General features: G+C 74.0%; 19 protein-coding genes. 9 read left to right on the top strand and 10 right to left on the bottom strand.

The window, feature by feature from the left end; translation table 11 throughout:
- Window positions 1-28: 28 nt before the first annotated feature.
- From ABD296_RS22970 to ABD296_RS22960, 3 genes are read right to left on the bottom strand one after another with little or no spacing between them, the layout of a single operon-like run.
- The gene (locus ABD296_RS22970; RefSeq protein ID WP_344270536.1) at window positions 29-1138 is read right to left on the bottom strand and encodes a winged helix DNA-binding domain-containing protein; all 1110 of its coding nucleotides are present in this window, start codon (window positions 1136-1138) and stop codon (window positions 29-31) included.
- Window positions 1125-1766: a TetR/AcrR family transcriptional regulator gene (locus tag ABD296_RS22965; protein WP_344270533.1), complete on the bottom strand. Its 642-nt coding sequence runs from the start codon at window positions 1764-1766 to the stop codon at window positions 1125-1127. The genes ABD296_RS22970 and ABD296_RS22965 overlap by 14 nt, the downstream gene beginning before the upstream one ends.
- 33 nt (window positions 1767-1799) lie before the next feature.
- Window positions 1800-2375 (bottom strand): TetR/AcrR family transcriptional regulator, encoded by a 576-nt coding sequence (locus ABD296_RS22960; protein ID WP_344270530.1) that lies wholly within the window; start codon window positions 2373-2375, stop codon window positions 1800-1802.
- A gap of 84 nt (window positions 2376-2459) precedes the next feature.
- On the opposite strand from ABD296_RS22960, the gene ABD296_RS22955 reads away from it, so the two are divergent.
- On the top strand, window positions 2460-3653 hold the full coding sequence (locus ABD296_RS22955) for an FAD-dependent monooxygenase (protein WP_344270527.1): 1194 nt from the start codon (window positions 2460-2462) through the stop codon (window positions 3651-3653).
- A gap of 17 nt (window positions 3654-3670) precedes the next feature.
- Here ABD296_RS22955 and ABD296_RS22950 read toward each other — a convergent pair whose 3' ends face one another.
- Complete coding sequence (locus ABD296_RS22950) at window positions 3671-6583, bottom strand: helix-turn-helix transcriptional regulator (RefSeq protein WP_344270524.1); 2913 nt, start codon at window positions 6581-6583, stop codon at window positions 3671-3673.
- Window positions 6584-6687: 104 nt separating this feature from the next.
- Here ABD296_RS22950 and ABD296_RS22945 point away from each other — a divergent pair, with 104 nt between their 5' ends.
- Window positions 6688-8148, top strand: a complete 1461-nt coding sequence (locus ABD296_RS22945; RefSeq protein WP_344270521.1) for an MFS transporter — start codon at window positions 6688-6690, stop codon at window positions 8146-8148.
- Window positions 8149-8182: 34 nt separating this feature from the next.
- Here ABD296_RS22945 and ABD296_RS22940 read toward each other — a convergent pair whose 3' ends face one another.
- Complete coding sequence (locus tag ABD296_RS22940) at window positions 8183-8899, bottom strand: CTP synthase C-terminal region-related (seleno)protein (RefSeq protein ID WP_344270518.1); 717 nt, start codon at window positions 8897-8899, stop codon at window positions 8183-8185.
- Window positions 8900-8974: 75 nt separating this feature from the next.
- On the opposite strand from ABD296_RS22940, the gene ABD296_RS22935 reads away from it, so the two are divergent.
- The 3 genes from ABD296_RS22935 (at window position 8975) to ABD296_RS22925 (ending at window position 11465) form a co-directional block, all read left to right on the top strand.
- Window positions 8975-9850 (top strand): LysR family transcriptional regulator, encoded by an 876-nt coding sequence (locus ABD296_RS22935; protein ID WP_344270515.1) that lies wholly within the window; start codon window positions 8975-8977, stop codon window positions 9848-9850.
- Between the two features lie 90 nt (window positions 9851-9940).
- Window positions 9941-10750 carry a class I SAM-dependent methyltransferase gene (locus ABD296_RS22930; protein WP_344270512.1) on the top strand — a complete coding sequence of 270 codons (810 nt, stop codon included), beginning with the start codon at window positions 9941-9943 and terminating at the stop codon, window positions 10748-10750.
- A gap of 73 nt (window positions 10751-10823) precedes the next feature.
- Window positions 10824-11465 carry a TetR/AcrR family transcriptional regulator gene (locus tag ABD296_RS22925; RefSeq protein WP_344270509.1) on the top strand — a complete coding sequence of 214 codons (642 nt, stop codon included), beginning with the start codon at window positions 10824-10826 and terminating at the stop codon, window positions 11463-11465.
- A 37-nt stretch (window positions 11466-11502) separates the two neighbouring features.
- On the opposite strand, the gene trpS is transcribed toward ABD296_RS22925, so the two are convergent.
- The gene (trpS, locus tag ABD296_RS22920; protein ID WP_344270506.1) at window positions 11503-12543 is read right to left on the bottom strand and encodes a tryptophan--tRNA ligase; all 1041 of its coding nucleotides are present in this window, start codon (window positions 12541-12543) and stop codon (window positions 11503-11505) included.
- Window positions 12544-12764: 221 nt separating this feature from the next.
- On the opposite strand from trpS, the gene ABD296_RS22915 reads away from it, so the two are divergent.
- The 3 genes from ABD296_RS22915 to ABD296_RS22905 all read left to right on the top strand — a co-directional run bounded on the left by ABD296_RS22915 (window position 12765) and on the right by ABD296_RS22905 (window position 15275).
- Window positions 12765-13253 (top strand): MarR family winged helix-turn-helix transcriptional regulator, encoded by a 489-nt coding sequence (locus ABD296_RS22915; RefSeq protein WP_344270503.1) that lies wholly within the window; start codon window positions 12765-12767, stop codon window positions 13251-13253.
- A 72-nt stretch (window positions 13254-13325) separates the two neighbouring features.
- Window positions 13326-14771 carry an MFS transporter gene (locus ABD296_RS22910; protein ID WP_344270500.1) on the top strand — a complete coding sequence of 482 codons (1446 nt, stop codon included), beginning with the start codon at window positions 13326-13328 and terminating at the stop codon, window positions 14769-14771.
- Window positions 14772-14807: 36 nt separating this feature from the next.
- The gene (locus tag ABD296_RS22905; protein ID WP_344270497.1) at window positions 14808-15275 is read left to right on the top strand and encodes a pyridoxamine 5'-phosphate oxidase family protein; all 468 of its coding nucleotides are present in this window, start codon (window positions 14808-14810) and stop codon (window positions 15273-15275) included.
- Window positions 15276-15303: 28 nt separating this feature from the next.
- Here the strand turns inward: ABD296_RS22905 and ABD296_RS22900 are convergent, their stop codons facing one another.
- Both ABD296_RS22900 and ABD296_RS22895 read right to left on the bottom strand, forming a co-directional pair.
- A complete protein-coding gene (locus ABD296_RS22900; RefSeq protein WP_344270495.1) occupies window positions 15304-16212 on the bottom strand; it encodes a M56 family metallopeptidase in 909 nt (302 codons plus the stop codon).
- Window positions 16209-16589 (bottom strand): BlaI/MecI/CopY family transcriptional regulator, encoded by a 381-nt coding sequence (locus tag ABD296_RS22895; protein WP_344270493.1) that lies wholly within the window; start codon window positions 16587-16589, stop codon window positions 16209-16211. Before ABD296_RS22895 ends, ABD296_RS22900 begins: the two co-directional genes overlap by 4 nt.
- Window positions 16590-16785: 196 nt before the next feature.
- On the opposite strand from ABD296_RS22895, the gene ABD296_RS22890 reads away from it, so the two are divergent.
- Complete coding sequence (locus tag ABD296_RS22890) at window positions 16786-17439, top strand: hypothetical protein (protein WP_344270490.1); 654 nt, start codon at window positions 16786-16788, stop codon at window positions 17437-17439.
- On the opposite strand, the gene ABD296_RS22885 is transcribed toward ABD296_RS22890, so the two are convergent.
- Together ABD296_RS22885 and ABD296_RS22880 are read right to left on the bottom strand one after the other, a co-directional pair.
- Window positions 17436-17729, bottom strand: a complete 294-nt coding sequence (locus ABD296_RS22885; protein WP_344270487.1) for a ubiquitin family protein — start codon at window positions 17727-17729, stop codon at window positions 17436-17438. The two genes, ABD296_RS22890 and ABD296_RS22885, sit on opposite strands and share 4 nt — an antisense overlap.
- A complete protein-coding gene (locus ABD296_RS22880) occupies window positions 17726-18841 on the bottom strand; it encodes a WD40/YVTN/BNR-like repeat-containing protein (protein WP_344270484.1) in 1116 nt (371 codons plus the stop codon). Before ABD296_RS22880 ends, ABD296_RS22885 begins: the two co-directional genes overlap by 4 nt.
- Window positions 18842-18893 lie beyond the last annotated feature (52 nt).

Below are 18893 nucleotides of genomic sequence, written 5' to 3'. Positions count from 1 at the left end.
GGCGCGCGGCCGACCCGGGGCGCCGCCCTCAGCCCGGTCTCTCGAATTCGATGCGGTGCGCCTTCGCGTCCGGGTGCGCGGCGGCGAGCAGGCGTTCGCCCTCCTCGGCCAGCGCGTCCCGCTCGCCGTCCGGGACGGGGGCGAACGGGGAGATCCGCAGCGTCACCTCGCCGCGCGCCTTCTCGATCTTCCACATCCCGTGCACGAACCCGTCCACCAGGTACGTCGCGCGGATGATGCCGTTGGCGGTGAAGACCCGTGCGCGGTGCTCCCTGCTGATGATCCGGGAGCGGTCGGCGTGCGAGAGCAGCAGGTTGTCGAAGTCGGGGACGAACCGGACGGGCGCGGGCGCGTCCGGGCCGGGACGCGGCGCGTCCGGCAGGTCGTACAGCGCGCGGCCGTCCTCGTCCCGGAAGACCCGCAGGCGGGGCAGGAGCCGCTCGACCACCTCGCCCAGCCGGGTCAGGCCCGACCATTGCTGGACGTCCTGGACGGTCGCCGGCCCGAACGCGCCGAGATAGCGCAGCACCATCTCCTCCACGGACGGCTCCGGGACGTCGTGGCCGTGCAGCCAGGTCTCCAGTGTCGTGTGCCGGGCGGCTCCGGACGCGCCCCAGATCCCGCGCGGCGGGACCTGCACCAGCGGCAGCGAGAGGCGGACGGCCCAGACGAGCAGTGCGGCGTCCGCGTCCGGCCAGCGTTCGCCGAGCGCGGCGCGCAGTTCCTTGTCCGAGCGCGGCTCCTCCTCCAGGATCTTCCGCGCGTAGGCGACGGCGGCGGGGAGGTCGAGGGCGGCGAGGCCGGCGGCGGCGCGCGGGCTCCTGAGGTGGCCGCCGAGGACCACCTCGGTCAGCGGGCGCAGCATCAGCGCGTCGCGGGCGCTGACCAGGTGCAGCGTCCCGCGCATCAGCACGATCCGCAGGACGCGCCGGTCGGTCATCGGCGCCGCGAGGTCGTCGAAGCCGAACCCTTGGAGCCTGCTCCACAGGCCGACGTGCGGCGGGTTCGGGGCCTGCGACTGCATCCCGACGAGGTGCTCGACCGCCTCGACGGCGGTCATCTCGTGCCGCCGCAGCAGGAGCTGCCGGTCCAGCAGCGCCCGGTTCAGCGCGCGGCCGTCGAGCCTATCGGCCGTCATAGCGTCCTCGGAGTTCCTGCCAGGTGGGGGCCGGTCCGGGGAGTTCCCCGGCCTCGACCAGGCGCAGCGAGTCGAGCATCAGTGACAGGTAGCGGTGCTGCAGCCGGTTCATCCGCTCGTCGTCGCCGATCCGGATGCCGTGCAGGTACTCCAGGATCACCGAGATGTCGCCGACCTCGACCTCGCGGCGGAGCGCCCCGGCCTGCTTCGTGCGCTCCAGCAGCCGCGTCGTGGCGAGGTGGATCTCGCGGCCCTTGTCGCCCATCGCCTCGGTGACCGGGAAGCCGCCCGCGAGCCGCATCGTCAGGGATCCGGCGCCGATGTCCAGGCAGCGGCGCATGAACGCGGCGAACGCCTCCCACGGGTCGCCGGCGTCGGCGAGCGCCGCCTCGACCTCGGCGAGGTAGCGGTCCATGCCGTCGTCGGCGAGCTTCTGGAGCAGGTCCTCCTTGCTCTTGTAGCGGCGGTAGAGGGCGCTGATGCCCACCCCCGCGTGCTCGGCGACGGCCGCGATGGGGGCGCCCGGGTCGGCGGTGAAAACCGCCCGGGCCGCCTCCCGGATGAGTTCGTCGTTGCGCGCCGCCTGGGCCTTGCGACCGCTCATGGGCGCCGGCGTCGTGGTCTCCATGCCGTCCATATTAGGGGAACGAAGAATTCCGTTCTACATTATCCCGGCGCCGATCGCCCGCACCGCCTCCAGCAGGTCGGACGCGGCGGGCACGCCGTCCGGGTCGACGAGCGCCTGCGCCGCCAGGCCGGCCAGCAGCGCCTGGTAGCAGGCGCCGACCAGCTCGGCGCGCCGCTCCCCCAGCTCCGCCGCGCCGGCGCCGAACAGCTCGGCCAGCCCGAGCCGCGCCTCCCGGTTCGCCTCCGGGAAGGCGTCGCGCAGCTCCGGCGTCCGCTCGATCTGCGCGATCACCTCGAACTGGATCGCCCACAGCGGGCGCGTCCGCGCGAACGACTCCAGCACCCGCGCCCAGGTCGCCTCGAACCGCTCGGCACCGGACAGCGCGCGGCCGGTCTCGGCGGCCAGGATCGCGGCGATCTCCCCGCCCCACTCCTCGATCGCCTGGCGCAGCGCCGCACGCAGCAGCTCGTCCTTCGACCCGAAGTGGTAGCCGATCGCGGCCAGGCTGACGCCCGACTCGGTGGCGACGTCGCGCGCCGTCGTGCGCGCGTAGCCCTTGCTCAGCAGGCAGCGCCTCGCGCCGGCCAGGAGGTCCTCGCGGTTGCCCATGGGAGGACCCTAGCCGATCTCTGGCACGTTTGTCTTAGACGAACGTCTTGCACATCTGTCTGAAACGGTTGTACCGTTCGCGGCATGAACGAGAACACGAACGTCCTGGTCTCCGGCGCCGGCATCGCGGGCCTCGCCCTCGCCTTCTGGCTGCGCCGCCACGGCTTCGCGCCGACGGTGGTCGAGCGGGCGCCCGCGATCCGCGCGGGCGGCTACAAGGTCGACGTCCGGGGCGCGGCGCTGACCGCCGCCGAGCGCATGGGCCTGCTGGACGAGATCCGCGGCATGCGCACCGGCGTGCGGAGCGGGACGGTCGTGGACGCGGCGGGCCGGCGGGTCGCGAGCATGGACGGCGACACGTTCGGCGGCCGGGTCCACGGCGACGCCGAGGTCCTGCGCGGCGACCTGCACCGGCTGCTGTTCGAGCACACCGACGCCGAGTACCTCTTCGGCGACTCGATCGCCGAGCTGAAACAGACGGCCGGCGGGGTCGAGGTCACCTTCGAGAGCGGCGCCTCGCGCACGTTCGACCTGGTCGTGGGGGCGGACGGGCTGCACTCGGCCACCCGGTCGCTGGCGTTCGGTCCGGAGGACCGCTTCGTCCGCGACCTCGGCCACCGCATCTCGATCTTCGGCGTCCCCGACCATCTGGGCCTGGACCGCGAAGAGGTCACCTACATCGGCCCCGGCCGGACGACCCTCGTCTACAGCGTCGCCGGGGACGCCGACGCGAAGGCGATGTTCCTGTTCCGCTCCGACGACCCGGGCGTCCCGCGCGGGCGGGCCGCGCAGGAGCGGGCGCTGGCCGCCGCGTATGCGGGCGAGGGCTGGGAGGTCCCGCGGCTGCTGGACGGGATGGGCGCGGCACCGGACTTCTACTTCGACTCGGTCGCCCAGGTCCACATGGACCGCTGGTCGGACGGACGGGTCGTGCTGCTCGGCGACGCGGCGTACTGCGCATCCCCGGCGTCCGGCCAGGGCACGAGCCTGGCGCTGGTCGGCGCCTACGTGCTGGCCGGAGAGCTGGCGGCGGCGCAGGGCGACCACGAGGCGGCCTTCGCCGCGTACGAGCGGGAGATGCGGCCGTTCGTGGCGCGGAACCAGAAGCTCGGGCCGGCGAACCTCAAGCGCATGGTGATGCGGACTGCGCGGGGCGTCCGCATCTCGATGGCGATGCTCGGGGTGATGGGTCGGATGCCGGGACGGGAGCGGATGATGGCGAAGGTCATCGCGCCCATCCACGCCGCCGCCACCGCCATCGCGCTCAAGGACTACTAGGCCTGGAACGTCGGGTTTCAGTCGGCGGGCGGGTCGAACAGGCGCAGGCGGTGGGCGTGCGCCGCCGCCTCCGTCCGCGACGCGACCTGGAGCTTCGCCAGGATGTTGGACACGTGCACGCCCGCCGTCCGGGCGGAGATGAACAGCGCCTCAGCGATCTGCCGGTTGCTACACCCGTCCGCGACGAGCCGCAGCACCTCGGTCTCGCGGCGCGTCAGGCCGAGGCGGCGAGCCGGATCGGGCGCGACGGGCGTCGGCTCCGGTTCTGGTTGTGGTTCGGCCAGGGAGAGGCGCGCGCGAGCGGCGAGCCGTTCGATGTCTTTGAGCAGCGGTTTCGCGCCGAGGCGCGCGGCGATCGCGGCGGCTTCGCGGCACCGCTCGGCCGCCTGCGCGGACGGGACGCCGGACGCCTCAGCCGCGCGGAACAGGGCTTGCGCGAGCGGATAGGGCCGGCCGACCTCACGCCAGGCGCGCACCGCCTCGTCCCAGGTTCCGTCACCCGCCTCGGCGTGGAACTCGGCCCAGTACGCGTGCTGGACGGGACCGATCACCGGCAGGCGCCCGGCCAGGTCACGCAGCTGAGCCGGCCGTTCGCGCTCACCGACCCGGCGGGCGAGCCGCTCCGCGCACAGCCGGGCGCCGGTCAGCAGCAGCGGCCACGCGAAGCGTGACGTGGCGAACAGTCCGGGGCCGTCGAGGGCGCGGCCGAGGATCGCGTCGGCGCCGGCGAGGTCGTCGCGGGCGATCGCGATCTGGCAGCGCAGGTCGTGCAGCGGCAGCCGGAACGCCTTGCCCTGGTAGGTGTCCCCCATGATCGCGTACGCGGCCTCCGCCGCCTGCCCGGCCGCCGCGACGTCGCCCTGAGCGAGCACGACGGTCCCCAGGTTGACCTGGGCCAGCGCGGCGAAAAGCGGCGGCGGGTCGAGCGCGAGGACGTCCCGCAGCAGCGCGGCCGCCTCGTCCCAGCGGCCGAGCGCCCACAGCGGCTCGGCGCCCTTCGCGGCGAGGCCCGCGCCCTGGTCCCGGTCCAGGCCGGCGCGGCGCGCGGTCTCCATGCCGGCGGTGACCGCGTCCAGGGACCGCTCGTCCAGGCCCATGCCGTGCAGCGCGTCCGCCTCCGCCATCGCCGCGATGACGAGCGGGACCGCCGATTCCCCGGCCGCCCTGGTGACCTGCGCCGCCTCCGCGATCCGTGCGAGCGCGGCGTCCAGGTCGCCGGCGGCGCCGTCGAGGGAGCCGAGCGTCAGCAGCGCCCACGCCCGCACCCGCGCGTCCCCCGACTCGCGGCCCGCCGCGAGCGCCTCGGTCGCCAGCGCGCGCGACTCGTCCGGGCTCGACAGCAGGAACAACCGGTTCGCCAGCGTGGACAGCGGACGGCCCCGGACCGCCGCGGGCGCCTCCGCCGGGAGCAGCGCCACGGCCGCGCGCAGGTCGTCGAGCGCGGCGTCGCCGAGCCGGTGGCGGAGCATGCTGCGCAGTTCGAGGAGCAGCGCGGCGCGTCCGGGATCGGTCTCCCGGTCGAGCGCCGCCAGCGCCTCGGTCGCGAGGGCGACGCCGCGCGCCGCCTCGCCCGCCGACAGGCACGCCTCCGCCGCGCGGTGCAGCACCTCCGCCCGGTCCACGCCGAGGACGCGTTCGGGTTCGGCGACGTCGTCCCACTGCCTCAGCACGCGTTCCAGGATCCGCAGCCGTTCCGGATGGGCGTGGACGGCGCGCGCCGCGGCGGCGGCGCGCCACAGGGCGTCGAACGCCCGTTCCTTCTCGTCCGCCGCGCACCAATGCGCCGCCTCCTCCGCTGCGGCGCGGCCGTCCGGCACCAGGCCGGGGTCGGCCTGCAAGGCGGCGCCGGACCGCTTGTGCAGACGTGCGCGCGCGCTTGGAAGCACGTCCTCGTAGACGGCCTGGCGTAGCAGCGCATGCCGGAACGTGTATCCGTCACCTTCCGTCAGCAGCAGTCCGTGTTCGACCGCCGGACGTATTGCGTCCTCTAGGGCCAGGTCGTCCAGCCCTGTCACGGACGCCAGGAACCGATGCGCCAGCCCACCACCCCATGCCGACGCCACGGACGCGGCGTGCAGCACGCTTCGGGACCCGTCCGGCAGGGAACGGAAGCCCGCCAACAGCAGGTCCCGCAGGCGACGCGGTGTTCCGCCCTGTGCGCCGGCGTCCGCCAATGCCTCCACGAACAGCGGATTGCCCTCGCTACGCCGCGCTATCTCCTCCACCACGTCGCGGTCCGGCTCGTAGCCGAACCGGTCGGCGACCAGCCCGCGCACCTCGGCGCACGTCAGCGGCGCGGGTTCCATCCGCCGGACGCGCGGCGACCGCGCCAGCCCGGTCAGCACCGGACGCAGCGGATGCCGCTCGTCCAGGTCCGCCGAACGGTACGTGCCGACCAGCAGCACACCGGGCCCGGCCAGGTTGTGGACGAGGAACACCAGCAGCTCGCGGCTCGACGGATCGGCCCAGTGCAGGTCCTCCAGCACCAGGACGAGCGGCCGTTCCCGCGCCGCGCCCTCGATCAGCGTCAGGACGTCTTCGAACAGCCGGGCCTTCCCGTACACCGGGTCCGGTTCGTCCGGTGCGGCGCCGAGCACGGGCAGCCAGTGCGCAAGGCCAAGGCGTCCGCCGCCGGGGAGCAGGCCGGCGGCGTGCTCGGGGCCGTGCTCGGGGCCGAGGTCGCGGACCAGGGCGCGCATCGCCGCGATGAACGGTGCGTAGGCGAACCCGCCGCCGGACTCCAGGCAGTCGCCGCGCACCACGCGCGTCCGGGACGGCAGCCGTGCCGCGAACTCGGCGACCAGCCGGCTCTTGCCGATCCCCGCGTCCCCGCCGATCAGCGTCGCCACGGGACCGGCCTCGCACGCGCGCGCGAAGGCGTCCGACAGCGCGGCCAGCTCGGCCGTGCGGGCGACGAAGACGGACGCCACCACACCCCCTAAGCAACCCGGCCCGGAAATCTGAAGAACCCGGCCCGCCGGACTACGTATTCCTCTCCATGTGGCACGGGCGCCGCGCCACGACCGTGGACCGCATGGCATCCGCAAAGCACGGCCGGCTGGTCCTGCCGGTCATCCTCTCAGCGACGTTCATGGTGTCGTTCGACTACATGGTGGTCAATGTCGCGACGCCTTCCCTCCAGCGCGACCTGCACGCCGGGCCGATCGCGCTCGAACTGGTCATCGCCGGTTACGCCTTCACCTACGCGAGCGGCATGGTGACCGGCGGGCGGCTCGGCGACCTGTTCGGCCACCGGCGCCTGTTCCTGTTCGGCATGGCCGCCTTCACCGCCGCGTCGCTGCTGTGCGGGCTCGCGCAGTCGCCGGGCCAGCTCGTCGCGGCGCGGCTGCTGCAGGGGCTGACGGGCGCGGCGATGGTCCCGCAGGTGCTCGCGCTGATCACGTCCGCGTTCCCGGCGGAGGAACGGCCGCGCGCGATGGCCTGGTACGGGGTCGTCCTCGGCGGCGGCGGCATCGCCGGGCAGGTCGGCGGCGGGCTGCTGCTCCAGGCCGACCTCTTCGGACTCGGCTGGCGGACGATCTTCCTGGTGAACGTCCCGGTCGGCGCCGCCGCGCTCGTCCTCGCCGCCCGCTCGCTGCCCGGCACCCGCTCCGGCCGGCGTCCCCGCCTCGACCCGGCCGGCGCCGCCGGGATCTCCGGGGCCCTCGCGCTCGCGCTCGTCCCGCTGGCGCTGGGGCGCGAGCAGGGCTGGCCCGCCTGGACGTGGATCTCGCTCGCCGCGTCCGTCCCGGTCATGGCCGCGACACTGCTGTGGGAGCGCCGCCTCGCCCGCACCGGCGGCGAACCGCTGCTCGACCTCGGCCTGTTCCGGGCCCGCTCGTTCGACCTCGGGCTCGCGATCAACGTGGCGTTCCTCGCCTCGTTCGGCAGCATGAACGTGGTGCTGACCATGCTGCTGCAGGGCGGCCTGCGCTTGACGCCGCTGGAGGCGGGCCTGGAGTTCGGGCCGATGGCCCTGCTGACCATGGTCGCCTCGCTGTTCGGCCGCCCGCTCGTCGCCCGGTTCGGGGCCGGGGTCCTGGTCTGCGGGACGGTCGTCACCGCGCTCGGCGTGCTGGCCCTCGCCGCCCAGCTGCACGTCCTCGGCGGCGACGTCACCGCCGCCGGGCTGCTCGTACCGCTCGGCCTGGTCGGCCTCGGCGGCGGGCTGACGCTGCCGTCGGTGATCGGCGCGGTCATGTCCGGGATCCGGCCCGCCGAGGCCGGTGCCGCGTCCGGCGTGCTGAGCACCGCCCAGCAGTTCTCCGGCGCGACCGGCGTCGCGGTGCTCGGCGCGATCTTCTTCGGCGCGCTGGGCGCGCACCCCGGCCGGGCCGCGTTCGCGTCCGCCGCCGAGACCGCGATCTGGGCGGACTTCGGCCTGACGCTGGTGACCGTCGTCCTCGCCCTGCTGTTCCTGCGCCCGGCCGCCCCCGCCGCCGACCCGGCGCCCTCCGCCCCGGCCCGGGAGCCGATCCTCGACAAGCGCGTCTGACGCACCGCACGACCGGCGCCGCCCGGGGCGCCGGTCAGCCGGCGGCTGCCCTCTCGCTCACCGCCGTGCAGGCGGCGGCGACGAACGCGGTGACCACGGGGTGCGGGCGGCTCCCGTCCCCGGCCAGCTCCGGCTGGAACAGCGTCGCGAAGTAGAACGGGTGGCCGGGCAGTTCCGCGATGCGCACCTGCCCCTCGTCGTCGTGGCCGGTGAAGCGCAGGCCGTTCGCCTCCAGCGCCCCGACGTACTCGGGGTTCGGCCCGAACATGCAGTTGAAGCGCTCGATGCTGCGCGCGGTCCCCATGATCCGCTCGGCGGACGAGCCGGGCGCCACGTTCACCTCGCCCTCGTGGCCCGCGAGCGAGCAGGCCAGCGGCATGATCACCGCGTCGTCGCCGGCCGCCTCGTTCTCGGCGTGCCGGGCGCCGGCGATCCCGCAGACGTTCCGCGCGTACTCCAGGACCATGTGCTGGAAGCCGCCGCACGTCCCGAGCAGCGGGATCCCGCCCTCCCGCGCCGAGCGGATCGCGGCGAGGGCGCCCGCCTCGCTGCGGTACGGGCTGCCGGGCAGCAGCCAGACGCCGTCGAAGCCGTCCAGCCCGCCGCCGGCCTCGTCGGTCGGGATCCAGTACGCCTCCGCGAGAAGGCCGTCGCGCTCCCGGACGGCCTCCAGCAACCGGGGGATCCTGACGTGCGACTGGACGTTCGGGGACCGCTCTCCCACCAGGGCGATGCGTGCTGTGAAGGTCATGCCTCGATCCTGGCGCCGCACCCCGCTTAAGCACCAACGATGATTTCCGATGCCACCATAAGCGACACTTATCTCGTGGACCCGCACCTGCTCCGGACCTTCGTCACCGTCGTGCGAACGGGCTCGTTCTCCGCAGCGGCGGCCGAGCTCGGCTACACGCAGGCCGCCGTGTCGCAGCAGATTGCGGCCCTAGAGAACGACCTCAAAGTCACGCTGCTGCACCGCCGCCCCGTCGGCACGACCGAGGCGGGGGCGCGGCTGCTGGAGCACGCCGGTCCGATCCTGCTGCGGCTCCAGGCGGCACGCTCGGAGATCGTGCGGATGTCCGGCGCGCCGCGGTCGCGGCTGCGCATCGGCGCGTCGCCGCTGGCCGCCGCGCACATCGCGATGCCGCTCGCCGGCGCGCGCCGCGCCAACCCGCGCGTCGAGGCCGCCGTGCGGGTGATGGCCCGCACGGAGATCGACGTGGCGGTCGCGGCGGGCGACCTCGACATCGGCCTGGTCGACGGGATCGCCGCGCCGAACGACCCGCTCCGGCTGACCGACACCGTCCCGCTGGCGGCCGTCGCCGTCGCGGAACGGCCGCTCGCGCTGGCGCTGCCGTCCGCGCATCCGCTGGCGTCCCGTCCCGGTGTTGACCTGGGCGATCTGGTCGACGCGCTGTGGCTGGACGTCCCGGACGTAGCCGTCCCGCTCCCCGCGCTGCGCCGGGCCGTCGGGTCCCGTGACGGGTTCACCGCGTCCCTGACCTGCGAGGGCGGCGACCTTCCGCTCCTTCTCGCGCTCATCGCCGCAGGCCACGGCCTGGCCGTCCTCCCTGCGGGCCTGGCGCGCGGCGAGGGGCTCGCGGAGGTGCCCGTTCGCGCGCCTCGGGTCCTGCACCGGACGGAGCTGCTGCATTCCCGTGCAACCGACCCCGCGACAGCGGCCTTCGTCAGCGCGCTGAGCTGAGCGAACGCATCCCCGCTTGACCTTTCCGCCGCCCTGCGCTCATTATGAACATGCGTTCATGAACATACGTTCACATCACGGGAGGCTCCGATGGACGTCGTCAACACAGGCCAGGCCGAGGCCTGGAACGGCTATGAGGGCGAGCACTGGGCCGACCACCACGACCGGTACGACGCCGTCAACAACGGCTTCGACGGCGCGCTGCTGGAGGCCGCCGCGATCGGCGCGCGCGACCGCGTTCTCGACCTCGGCTGCGGGAACGGCTACACCACCCGGCGCGCCGCGCGCCGGGCCCCCCTCGGCGAGGCGCTCGGCGTCGACCTGTCCGCGCCGATGCTCGCCCGCGCCCGCTCCCTCACCGAGCGGGAGGGCGTCCCGAACGTGACGTTCGAGCAGGGCGACGCCCAGGTGCACCCGTTCCCGGACGCCGCGTTCGACGCCGCGGTCAGCCGGGCCGGGATCATGTTCTTCGCCGACCCCGTCGCCGCCTTCGGCAACGTCCGGCGCGCGCTGCGCGACGGCGGGCGGCTGGCCTTCCTGGCCATGACCTCGCTCGCGGAGACCGACCTCGGCACCGTGTTCGCCGCCATCGCGCCGCAGGCCGAGGCCGTGACCGGGCACGGCGGGCCGCTCTCGCTCTCCGACCCGGCCCGCGTCCACGAGATCCTCGACGCCGCCGGGTTCCGCGACGTGTCCTGCGGCACCGTGCACGCCGACCAGGTCTGGGGACGCGACGCCGCCGACGCCGCGGACTTCCTCGCCGGCTGGGGACCCGTCCGCCACAACCTCGGCGACGGCGCCGGCCTGCGCGCCGCGATCACCGAGGCGATGCGGCCGTTCGAGCGGGACGGCGCCGTCCGGCTGCGCACCACCGGGCTGCTGGTGCGGGCCCGCCGGTGAGACAGGTCCGATGAGACGGGTCCGATGAGATGGGTCAGGGTCCGCGGCGGGCGGATCACTACGATGCGGGGTGATGTCACCTCGGAAAGCGGCCGCGCTGGACGGCGGCGACCTGTCCCTGCGCGAGCACCTGATCGCCACCGCGCAGCGGATGATCGCCGAGCGCGGGACGGCGGGCCTCACCGTCCGGGCCATCGCCCAGGAGGCGGGCGTCGCGGGCGGCGTCCTCTACAACCACTTCGCCGACAAGGAAGAGCTGATCGCCCTCGCGCTGCGCGCCCACGCCACGGCGATCATGCGCGGGCTGGGCGCGCTGCCCGAGCCGGGCACCGGGACGGTCGAGGCCAACCTGCGCGCCTACGTCGTCCACGGCATGGCCCTGCACGGCCGGATGGTCCCGGCGCTGACCGGCCTGATCGCGACTCCCGAGGTCCTCGCCCGGTTCGCGGAGCTGAGCGATCCGGGCCGGGACTGGCGGCACCGCCTGCGCGACTACCTGGACGCGGAGCGCGGGCTCGGCCGCATCGACCCGGGCGCCCCCGTCGACGCCGTCACCTCCATGATCGTCGGCGCCTGCCACGAGCCGGTGCTCTCGACCCTGTTCCAGGGGCGGGGCATCGCCGAGCCGGCCGCCCGGTACTACGAGGACGACCTGGTGGCCGCCGTGCTCAGGGGCATCGGGCCGCGGGAGCCCGCCGCGCCGGACCCGGCCTGAGTCCGGCGGCGGGCGCACACCGCGACCGGGAACGGCCTCACATGGCCATCGCCATCGCCTCGCGGACCTCGTCCAGGGTGCGGCCGGCGATGGCGGTGGCGCGTTCGTTGCCCTCGGCGAGGACGCGGCGCAGGTGGCCGCGGTCGGCCATGACCTCGGCGCGGCGGGCGCGGATCGGGCGCAGGAACTCGTTCACCGACTCGGTCACGGCCCTCTTCAGCGCGGCGGCGCCGCCGTCGCCGATCTCCGCGGCGACCTCGCGCGGGTCGCGGCCCTGGCAGAGCGCCGCGAGCAGCACCAGGTTGGACACCTCGGGACGGGTGTCGGGCGCGTACTCGATGTGCCGGTCGGCGTCGGTGACGGCGCGCCTGATCAGCCGGGCCGTCTCGTCCGGGGACGCCGACAGCGCGATCGCGTTGCCGCGGCTCTTGCTCATCTTGCGGCCGTCGGTGCCGAGGAGCGTCGGCGCGGCCGACAGCAGGGCGTCCGGCACCGGGAAGACCGGGGCGTAGCGCTCGTTGAAGCGGCGCGCGATCGTCCGGGTGACCTCCAGGTGCGGGAGCTGGTCGGCGCCGACGGGGACGAGGTTGGACTTGCAGAACAGGATGTCGGCGGCCTGGTGGACGGGGTAGGTGAACATCAGCCCGCTGACCGACGCCTGCCGGGACGCGGCGATCTCGTCCTTCACCGTCGGGTTGCGGCTCAGCTCGCCGACCGTGACGAGGGACAGGAACGGCAGCATCAGCTGGTTCAGCGCGGGAACGGCGCTGTGCCGGAAGATCGTCGCGGTGGACGGGTCGATCCCGATGGCGAGGTAGTCGGCGACGAGGCCCTCGACGTGCTCGCTCATCCGCTCGGCGACGTCCCGGTCGGTGAGCACCTGGTAGTCGGCGACCAGCACGAACAGCTCGACGCCGGCGCGCTGCAGGCGGACGCGGTTGGCGAGGGTGCCGAAGTAGTGCCCGAGGTGCAGGGCGCCGGTCGGCCGGTCGCCGGTCAGGATCCGGAACGCGCCGGGCTCGGCGGCGACGCGCTCTTCGAGGTCGCGGTACGGGTCGGGCGCCTGGGTGGTCTGCATCGTCTCTCTCCTCCTGGTCGCGGGCCCCGCCGGACCGGCCCGGGTGCGGAGAAGAGGAAAGGGCCGTCCGGCGGACGGCCCCATGCGTGCGTGAGTGTCGGCCGTCCTAGGACGGCCACCAACCGAGGCACGCGGTGCGGTTCATGCGTCCACGGTATCCCAACCGGCATGCGAATGGCAGTAGATAATCCGAAACGGAACTACTTGGGTACGCTGGAAGCATGACCGCGCTCGCTCCAGCCAATGCCGTGACGGACCTGTCCTACCTGCTCGACCACACCGGGCACGTGCTGAAGTCGCAGATGACGGCGGCGCTCGCCGAGATCGGGCTGACGCCGCGCATGCACTGCGTCCTGGTGCACGCGCTGGAGGAGGAGCGCACCCAGATCCAGCTCGCCGAGATCGGCGACATGGACAAGACCACGATGGTCGTGACCGTGGACGCCCTGGAGAAGGCCGCCCTCGCCGAGCGCAGGCCGTCCTCGACGGACCGCCGCGCGCGGATCATCGCCGTCACCGGGAAGGGCGCCGAGACGGCCCGCCGGGGCCAGGAGATCGTCGACCGCGTGCACGCGGCGGCGCTGGACTCGCTGCCGGGCGACGAGCGCGACGTCCTCGTGCGGGCGCTGCGGCGGCTGACCGAAGGGCACCTGAGCACCCCGGTGGAGCAGGCCCAGCCGGTGCGCCGCAAGCGGGAGCGCAACAAGTAGGTCGACAGTAGATCGTCTCTAACAAAACTATCTGCTACTGTCTCTCTCGTTCGCCTCGAACGGGAGATGACCATGAACGTGTCCGCACGGTCCCGCGGGACCGCACTCGGCGTCCTGTCCGCCGCCGCCCTGATGACGATCCTGGACGGCAGCATCGTCACCGTCGCGATGCCGTCCATCCAGCACGACCTGGGCTTCTCGGCCGCCGGGCTCAGCTGGATCGTCAACGCCTACCTGATCGCCTTCGGCGGCCTCCTGCTGCTCGCCGGCCGGCTCGGCGACCTCATCGGCCGCAAGACGATGTTCCTCGCCGGGAACGCGGTGTTCACCGGCGCGTCCCTGCTGGCCGGCGCCGCGACCACCCCCGGCCTGCTGGTCGCCGCCCGGTTCCTGCAGGGCGTCGGCAGCGCGATGGCCTCCGCGGTCGTCCTCGGCATCCTGGTGACGCTGTTCAGCGGGCCCGCCGAGCGCGCCAAGGCCATCGGCGTCTTCAGCTTCACCGGCGCGGCCGGCGCGTCCATCGGCCAGGTGCTCGGCGGCGTCCTCACCGACGCGCTGAGCTGGCACTGGATCTTCCTGATCAACCTGCCGATCGGGCTGGCCACCATCGCCCTCGCCGTCCGCGTCCTGCCCCGCGACCGCGGCATCGGGCTGCGCGCCGGCGCGGACGTCGCGGGCGCGCTGCTGGCCACGTCCGGGCTCATGCTCGGCATCTACACCGTCGTCCAGGCCGAGACCGCCGGCTGGACGTCGGCCCGCACCCTCGGCCTCGGCGCGGTCTCGCTGGTCCTGCTCGCCGGGTTCTTCGTCCGGCAGGCGAAGGCCGCCACCCCGCTGATGCCGCTGCGCCTGCTCCGCTCCCGCAACGCGTCCGGCTCCTACCTGGCGCAGATGCTGTCGCTGTCGGCGATGTTCTCCTTCCAGATCCTCGTCGCGCTCTACATGCAGAAGGTCCTCGGCTACGACGCGCTGGAGACCGGGCTCGCGATGCTGCCCGCCGCCGTCGCCATCGGCGGGATCTCGCTGTTCGTCTCGGCGCGGCTGAGCCGCCGCTTCGGCGAGCGGGCCGTGCTGCTCGGCGGGCTCGTCCTGCTGATGGCCGCCATGGGGTGGCTGACCCGCATCCCGGCGGACGCGGACTACGTCACCGACCTGCTTCCCGTCATGGTGCTGATCGCCGGCGGCGGGCTCGTCCTGCCGGCGCTGACCGGGCTCGGCATGTCCGACGCCCGCCCGGACGACGCGGGCCTGGTGTCCGGCCTGTTCAACACCGTCCAGCAGGTCGGGATGGCGCTCGGCGTGGCCGTGCTGTCGACGCTCGCCGCGTCCCGCACCGAGCATCTGCGCGCGGACGGGCGGTCCGAGGCCGCTGCGCTGACCGGTGGATACCACCTGGCCTTCACGGTCTCGGCGGGCCTGCTGGTCGCCGCGTTCCTGGTCGGCGTGTTCGTCCTGCGCCGTCCGGAGCCCGCCGCGGACGCGCCCGCGCCCGTCGAAGCCGCTCCCGCCAACGCCTGAAAACGCCTGAGACCGCGACCACCGAGGGAGATCACCATGACCGAGTACGGCCCCGGACAGGGACCCGGCCCCAAGCCGATCAGCGAGGACGACCTGGCCCGCATCCTCGGCGAGCAGCAGTTCGCCGTCCTGGCCACCAACCGGAGGAGCGGCCATCCGCACCTGTCCACCGTCGTCTACGCCTGGGACCCGGCGGAGCGCGTCGTGCGGATCTCCACCACCGCCGGGCGCGCCAAGGTCAAGCAGATCGGCAACGACCCGCGCGCCGCGCTCCACGCGTCCACTCCCGACCACCTGTCGTTCGCGGTCGCCGAGGGGACCGCGGAACTGTCCGAGATCAGCGAAAAGCCCGGTGACGCCACCGGGCTGGAGCTCCTCGCGATGACGCCCGGCTTCGCCGACCCCGCCGACGAGCGGACGTTCCTGGAGCAGATGGTCAAGGACGAGCGGCTGGTGATCCGCCTGCACGTCGACCGCCTGTACGGCACCGTCCTCGCCGACTGAGACGCGGACGATGCGGACGGGCCGCGGCTCAGGTGGGCAGCACCATGAGGATCAGTGGAAGACCGGCGAGGAGCGGGACGGCGGCCGTCGCGGCGAGGCGGGCCCGGCGCGGCAGCGGCTTCGGCTCCAGCAGCCGGTTGACCCGCGCCATCACCGGGATGCCGTCGGCGGACGCGACGCCGAGGGTTCCGGACGGCGCGGCGGCCGGGCGGGCGGCGGCGAAGCGCAGCAGCGCGGTCGCCAGCTCGCGCGGCGGGCGCCCCGCCCGGGCCCGGTCGTCGGCGGCCATCTCGATCAGCAGCTCCACCGCGTCCAGGCACCGTCCGACCAGCCGGAACTGCGGGAACACCTGGCGCAGCGAGGCGAACGGCAGCAGCACCAGGTCGTGGCGCTCGCGCGCGTGCGCGCGTTCGTGCGCGAGGACCGCGGCCAGCTCGGCGCGGTCCAGCAGCTCGAGGGTCCCGGCGCTCACCACGACCTTGGACGAGCGGACCCCCGGAACGCAGTAAGCGGCCGCGCCCGGATGGTCGAGGACCAGCGTGCCGGGCACGGCCGAATCGCGGCGGGAGACGAGGGCGAGGAGTACGCGGTGCCGGTGCCTGGCGCGGACCACGCGGACGACCGCGTACATCAGCATCACCAGCAGCACGGCGGCGAGGCTCACGGCCGACAGCAGCGCGGCCATGTGCACGGCGTCGAGCCGGGCGGCCTGGTCGTCGTAGAGGCCGGGAATACCGCCCAGCACGCCCTTGCGGTACGGCGCGAGCGCGACGCCGAGCATCGCCCCGATCGTGGCGACGCCCCAGCACAGGCCGAGCGACTGCCAGAGGGCGATGCCGAGGCGCGGGGTGCGCCACGTCCACCTGGCCCGGGACAGCAGGTGCGCCCCGCCGACGGTCCCCAGAGAGATCAAAGCGAGCAGGGCGGTGCCGGTCATGCCGGTGGTTCCGTTGTGAGGCCGGCCAGAGCCTGGCGGATCACGTCGATCTCGTCGCTGGAGATCGTCCGGACGAAGTGCGCGAGCGCCGCGTCCCGGTCGCCCGTCTCGTCCAGGGCGCCCAGCATCAGCTCGGTGACGTAGCTCTCCCGGCTGGCGACCGGCCGGTACCGCCAGGCGCGGCCGTCCCGCTCGCGGGCGAGGAAGTCCTTCTTGGCGAGCCTGTCCAGCACCGTCATCACCGTGGTGTGGGCGAGGTCGCGGTCATGGGCGAGGGCGCGGCTGACATCGCGGGCGGTGGCCGCCCCGGTGCCGGCGTCCTCCCGCGCCCACAGAACCTCCATGACCGTGCGTTCAAGCTCTCCAAGACCCTTCACGGTGTCCAGATTATCCGACCGGCGCGCAGGTCACCACGGGAGGTAGTACTACGGCCCGTGGTTCCGCTCCGGTCCGGCGATCCGGCCACCGGGGCGGGGCGGCCGCCCTAGGGTGGCCGCAGACGCGGCGAGACATTGGGGGGTGGGCATGGCCGACCGGCCATCGGCGGAGCTCGAGGCACGGGCAGTGACATCCATGGAGAAAAGCCTCGAACAGACCCTGGAGGTGCGGCTCGGGCACCTCGACCGGACCGCGGACGACCTCGCCCGGGCCGAAAGCGCCCTGACCGCCTTCACCGACGAGGGCACCGTCCCGCCCGACGCCGCCCGCCGCGTCTGGATCCGGCTCTCCGACGACGCCACCGCGGCCGGCTGCGAGGTCGTCTACGACGGCGCCGACCGCCTCGCCTTCGACGAGGCCAAGGCCGCGCAGGACGCCACGGGCCGCTGGCTCCGCGGCAGCGGGCTCGCCGACGACGACGAACTGCCCACCGAACCCCCGTCCGCCGCCGACGAGGAGGCGGGCCGCCGCCGCGTCGAGGAGCACCTGCGCACGGCGGTCGCCGAGGCCCACATCGAGGTCGCCGAAGCGCAGTCCCGCGTCGTCAAGGCCCAGGAGGACCTGCGGCGCTTCCGCGCCACCCGGCGGCTCAGCGCCGAGGACGCCCAGGAGGCCTGGTCGCGCGCGGCCGGCGAGGTCGGCGCGGCGGCGATCGACTACCTGGAGGGCCGGGCGACCGCCGCCCGCGTCGACGACCTGAAGGCCGTCCGCGACCTCGTCCTGCGCCTGCTGCGGGACCAGGGCCACCGCATCGACACCGAGGGCATGATCGCCGACATCCCGCGCTAGCCGCCCGCCATGGCGCCGATCACGAGGAACGGCTCGGCGCCCGCGGCGACCGGCCCCGGGAGCGCGGTGTCCGCCGGCTCGTGCGACAGGTCCTCGGCGCACGCGTAGAACCGCACGAACGCCCGGCGCCGCCCGGTCCGACGATCGCGGATGGTGCCGCGCAGCACCGGGCAGCGCGCCTCCAGCGCGTCCAGGACCGCACCGATCGTGGGCTCCTCGACGTCCAGCCGCACCTCCCCGTCCACCTGCGCGAGCACCCGCAGATGCGCGGGCAGCACCACCCGGATCACGGCAACGCCTGCACTTCCACCGACAGCACCGCCGGCAGGTCGCGGACGATCGGCGTCCAGCCGTCCCCCTCGTCGGACGACACGTACACCTGGCCCCCGGTCGTCCCGAAGTAGATCCCGCACGGATCCAGCGAGTCGACGGCCATCGCGTCCCGCAGCACGTTCACGTAGCAGTGGCTCTGCGGGAGCCCCTTGGTGAGCGGCTCCCACTCGTTCCCCCCGCTCCGGCTCCGGTAGACGCGCAGCTTCCCCTCCGGCGGGTAGTGCTCCGAGTCGCTCTTGATCGGCACCACGTAGACGGTGTCCGGCTCATGGGCGTGGACGGCGATCGGGAACCCGAAGTCGCTCGGCAGGTCGCCGCTGATCTCGTGCCAACTCTCCCCCGCGTCGTCGCTGCGCATCACGTCCCAGTGCTTCTGCATGAACAGCACGTCCGGACGCGACGGATGCATGGTGATGCGGTGCACGCAGTGGCCCACCTCCGCCTGCGGGTCCGGGATGCCCTCCGTCCGCAGGCCCTGGTTCGCCGGCCGCCACGTCTTGCCGGCGTCGTCCGTCTTGAACACGCCCGCCGCCGAGATGGCCACGTACATCCGTCCGGCGTCGACCGGGTCCAGCACGACCGTGTGCAGGCACATCCCGCCCGCGCCCGGCTGCCAGTCGGGCCCCGACCCGTGGCCGCGCAGGCCCGGCAACTCCTCCCAGGTCCCCCCGCCGTCCCCCGTCCGGAACAGCGCGGCGTCCTCGACCCCGGCGTACACGACGTCCGGGTCCACCGGCGACGGCTCGAAGTGCCAGACGCGGTTGAACTCCCACGGACGCGGCGTCCCGTCGTACCACTGGTGCGTCCCCGGCTCCCCCTCGTACCGGAACTCGTTGCCCATCGGCCGCCACGACGCTCCCCCGTCGTCCGACCGCTGGATCACCTGCCCGAACCACCCGGTGGACTGCGAGGCGTACAGCCGCGACGGGTCGGCCGGCGACCCGGCGACGTGGTAGATCTCCCACCCGCCAAAGTGCGGCCCGCTGACCTCCCACTTCTCGCGCTTCCCGTCCGCCGTCAGCACGAACGCGCCCTTACGCGTCCCGACCAGGACCCGAACACCGCTCATGTCCACACTCCTCTCGACGACTCACCGAGAAGAGACCGCGCCGCGCCCCGGA

It is taken from the genome of Actinomadura napierensis (genome assembly GCF_039529375.1).
In the GTDB taxonomy this organism is placed as follows: Bacteria; Actinomycetota; Actinomycetes; order Streptosporangiales; family Streptosporangiaceae; genus Spirillospora; species Spirillospora napierensis.
This window is presented reverse-complemented; position numbering and strand designations above follow the sequence as displayed.

What these genes read in the sequence shown, in the direction of transcription:
- ABD296_RS22965 (WP_344270533.1), bottom strand. Translation starts at nt 1,766, where the DNA reads ATGGAGACCACGACGCCGGCGCCCATGAGCGGTCGCAAGGCCCAGGCG.
- trpS (WP_344270506.1), bottom strand. Translation starts at nt 12,543, where the DNA reads ATGCAGACCACCCAGGCGCCCGACCCGTACCGCGACCTCGAAGAGCGC.
- ABD296_RS22930 (WP_344270512.1), top strand. Translation starts at nt 9,941, where the DNA reads ATGGACGTCGTCAACACAGGCCAGGCCGAGGCCTGGAACGGCTATGAG.
- ABD296_RS22940 (WP_344270518.1), bottom strand. Translation starts at nt 8,899, where the DNA reads ATGACCTTCACAGCACGCATCGCCCTGGTGGGAGAGCGGTCCCCGAAC.
- ABD296_RS22915 (WP_344270503.1), top strand. Translation starts at nt 12,765, where the DNA reads ATGACCGCGCTCGCTCCAGCCAATGCCGTGACGGACCTGTCCTACCTG.
- ABD296_RS22905 (WP_344270497.1), top strand. Translation starts at nt 14,808, where the DNA reads ATGACCGAGTACGGCCCCGGACAGGGACCCGGCCCCAAGCCGATCAGC.
- ABD296_RS22970 (WP_344270536.1), bottom strand. Translation starts at nt 1,138, where the DNA reads ATGACGGCCGATAGGCTCGACGGCCGCGCGCTGAACCGGGCGCTGCTG.
- ABD296_RS22880 (WP_344270484.1), bottom strand. Translation starts at nt 18,841, where the DNA reads ATGAGCGGTGTTCGGGTCCTGGTCGGGACGCGTAAGGGCGCGTTCGTG.
- ABD296_RS22955 (WP_344270527.1), top strand. Translation starts at nt 2,460, where the DNA reads ATGAACGAGAACACGAACGTCCTGGTCTCCGGCGCCGGCATCGCGGGC.
- ABD296_RS22900 (WP_344270495.1), bottom strand. Translation starts at nt 16,212, where the DNA reads ATGACCGGCACCGCCCTGCTCGCTTTGATCTCTCTGGGGACCGTCGGC.
- ABD296_RS22960 (WP_344270530.1), bottom strand. Translation starts at nt 2,375, where the DNA reads ATGGGCAACCGCGAGGACCTCCTGGCCGGCGCGAGGCGCTGCCTGCTG.
- ABD296_RS22945 (WP_344270521.1), top strand. Translation starts at nt 6,688, where the DNA reads ATGGCATCCGCAAAGCACGGCCGGCTGGTCCTGCCGGTCATCCTCTCA.
- ABD296_RS22890 (WP_344270490.1), top strand. Translation starts at nt 16,786, where the DNA reads ATGGAGAAAAGCCTCGAACAGACCCTGGAGGTGCGGCTCGGGCACCTC.
- ABD296_RS22925 (WP_344270509.1), top strand. Translation starts at nt 10,824, where the DNA reads ATGTCACCTCGGAAAGCGGCCGCGCTGGACGGCGGCGACCTGTCCCTG.
- ABD296_RS22910 (WP_344270500.1), top strand. Translation starts at nt 13,326, where the DNA reads ATGAACGTGTCCGCACGGTCCCGCGGGACCGCACTCGGCGTCCTGTCC.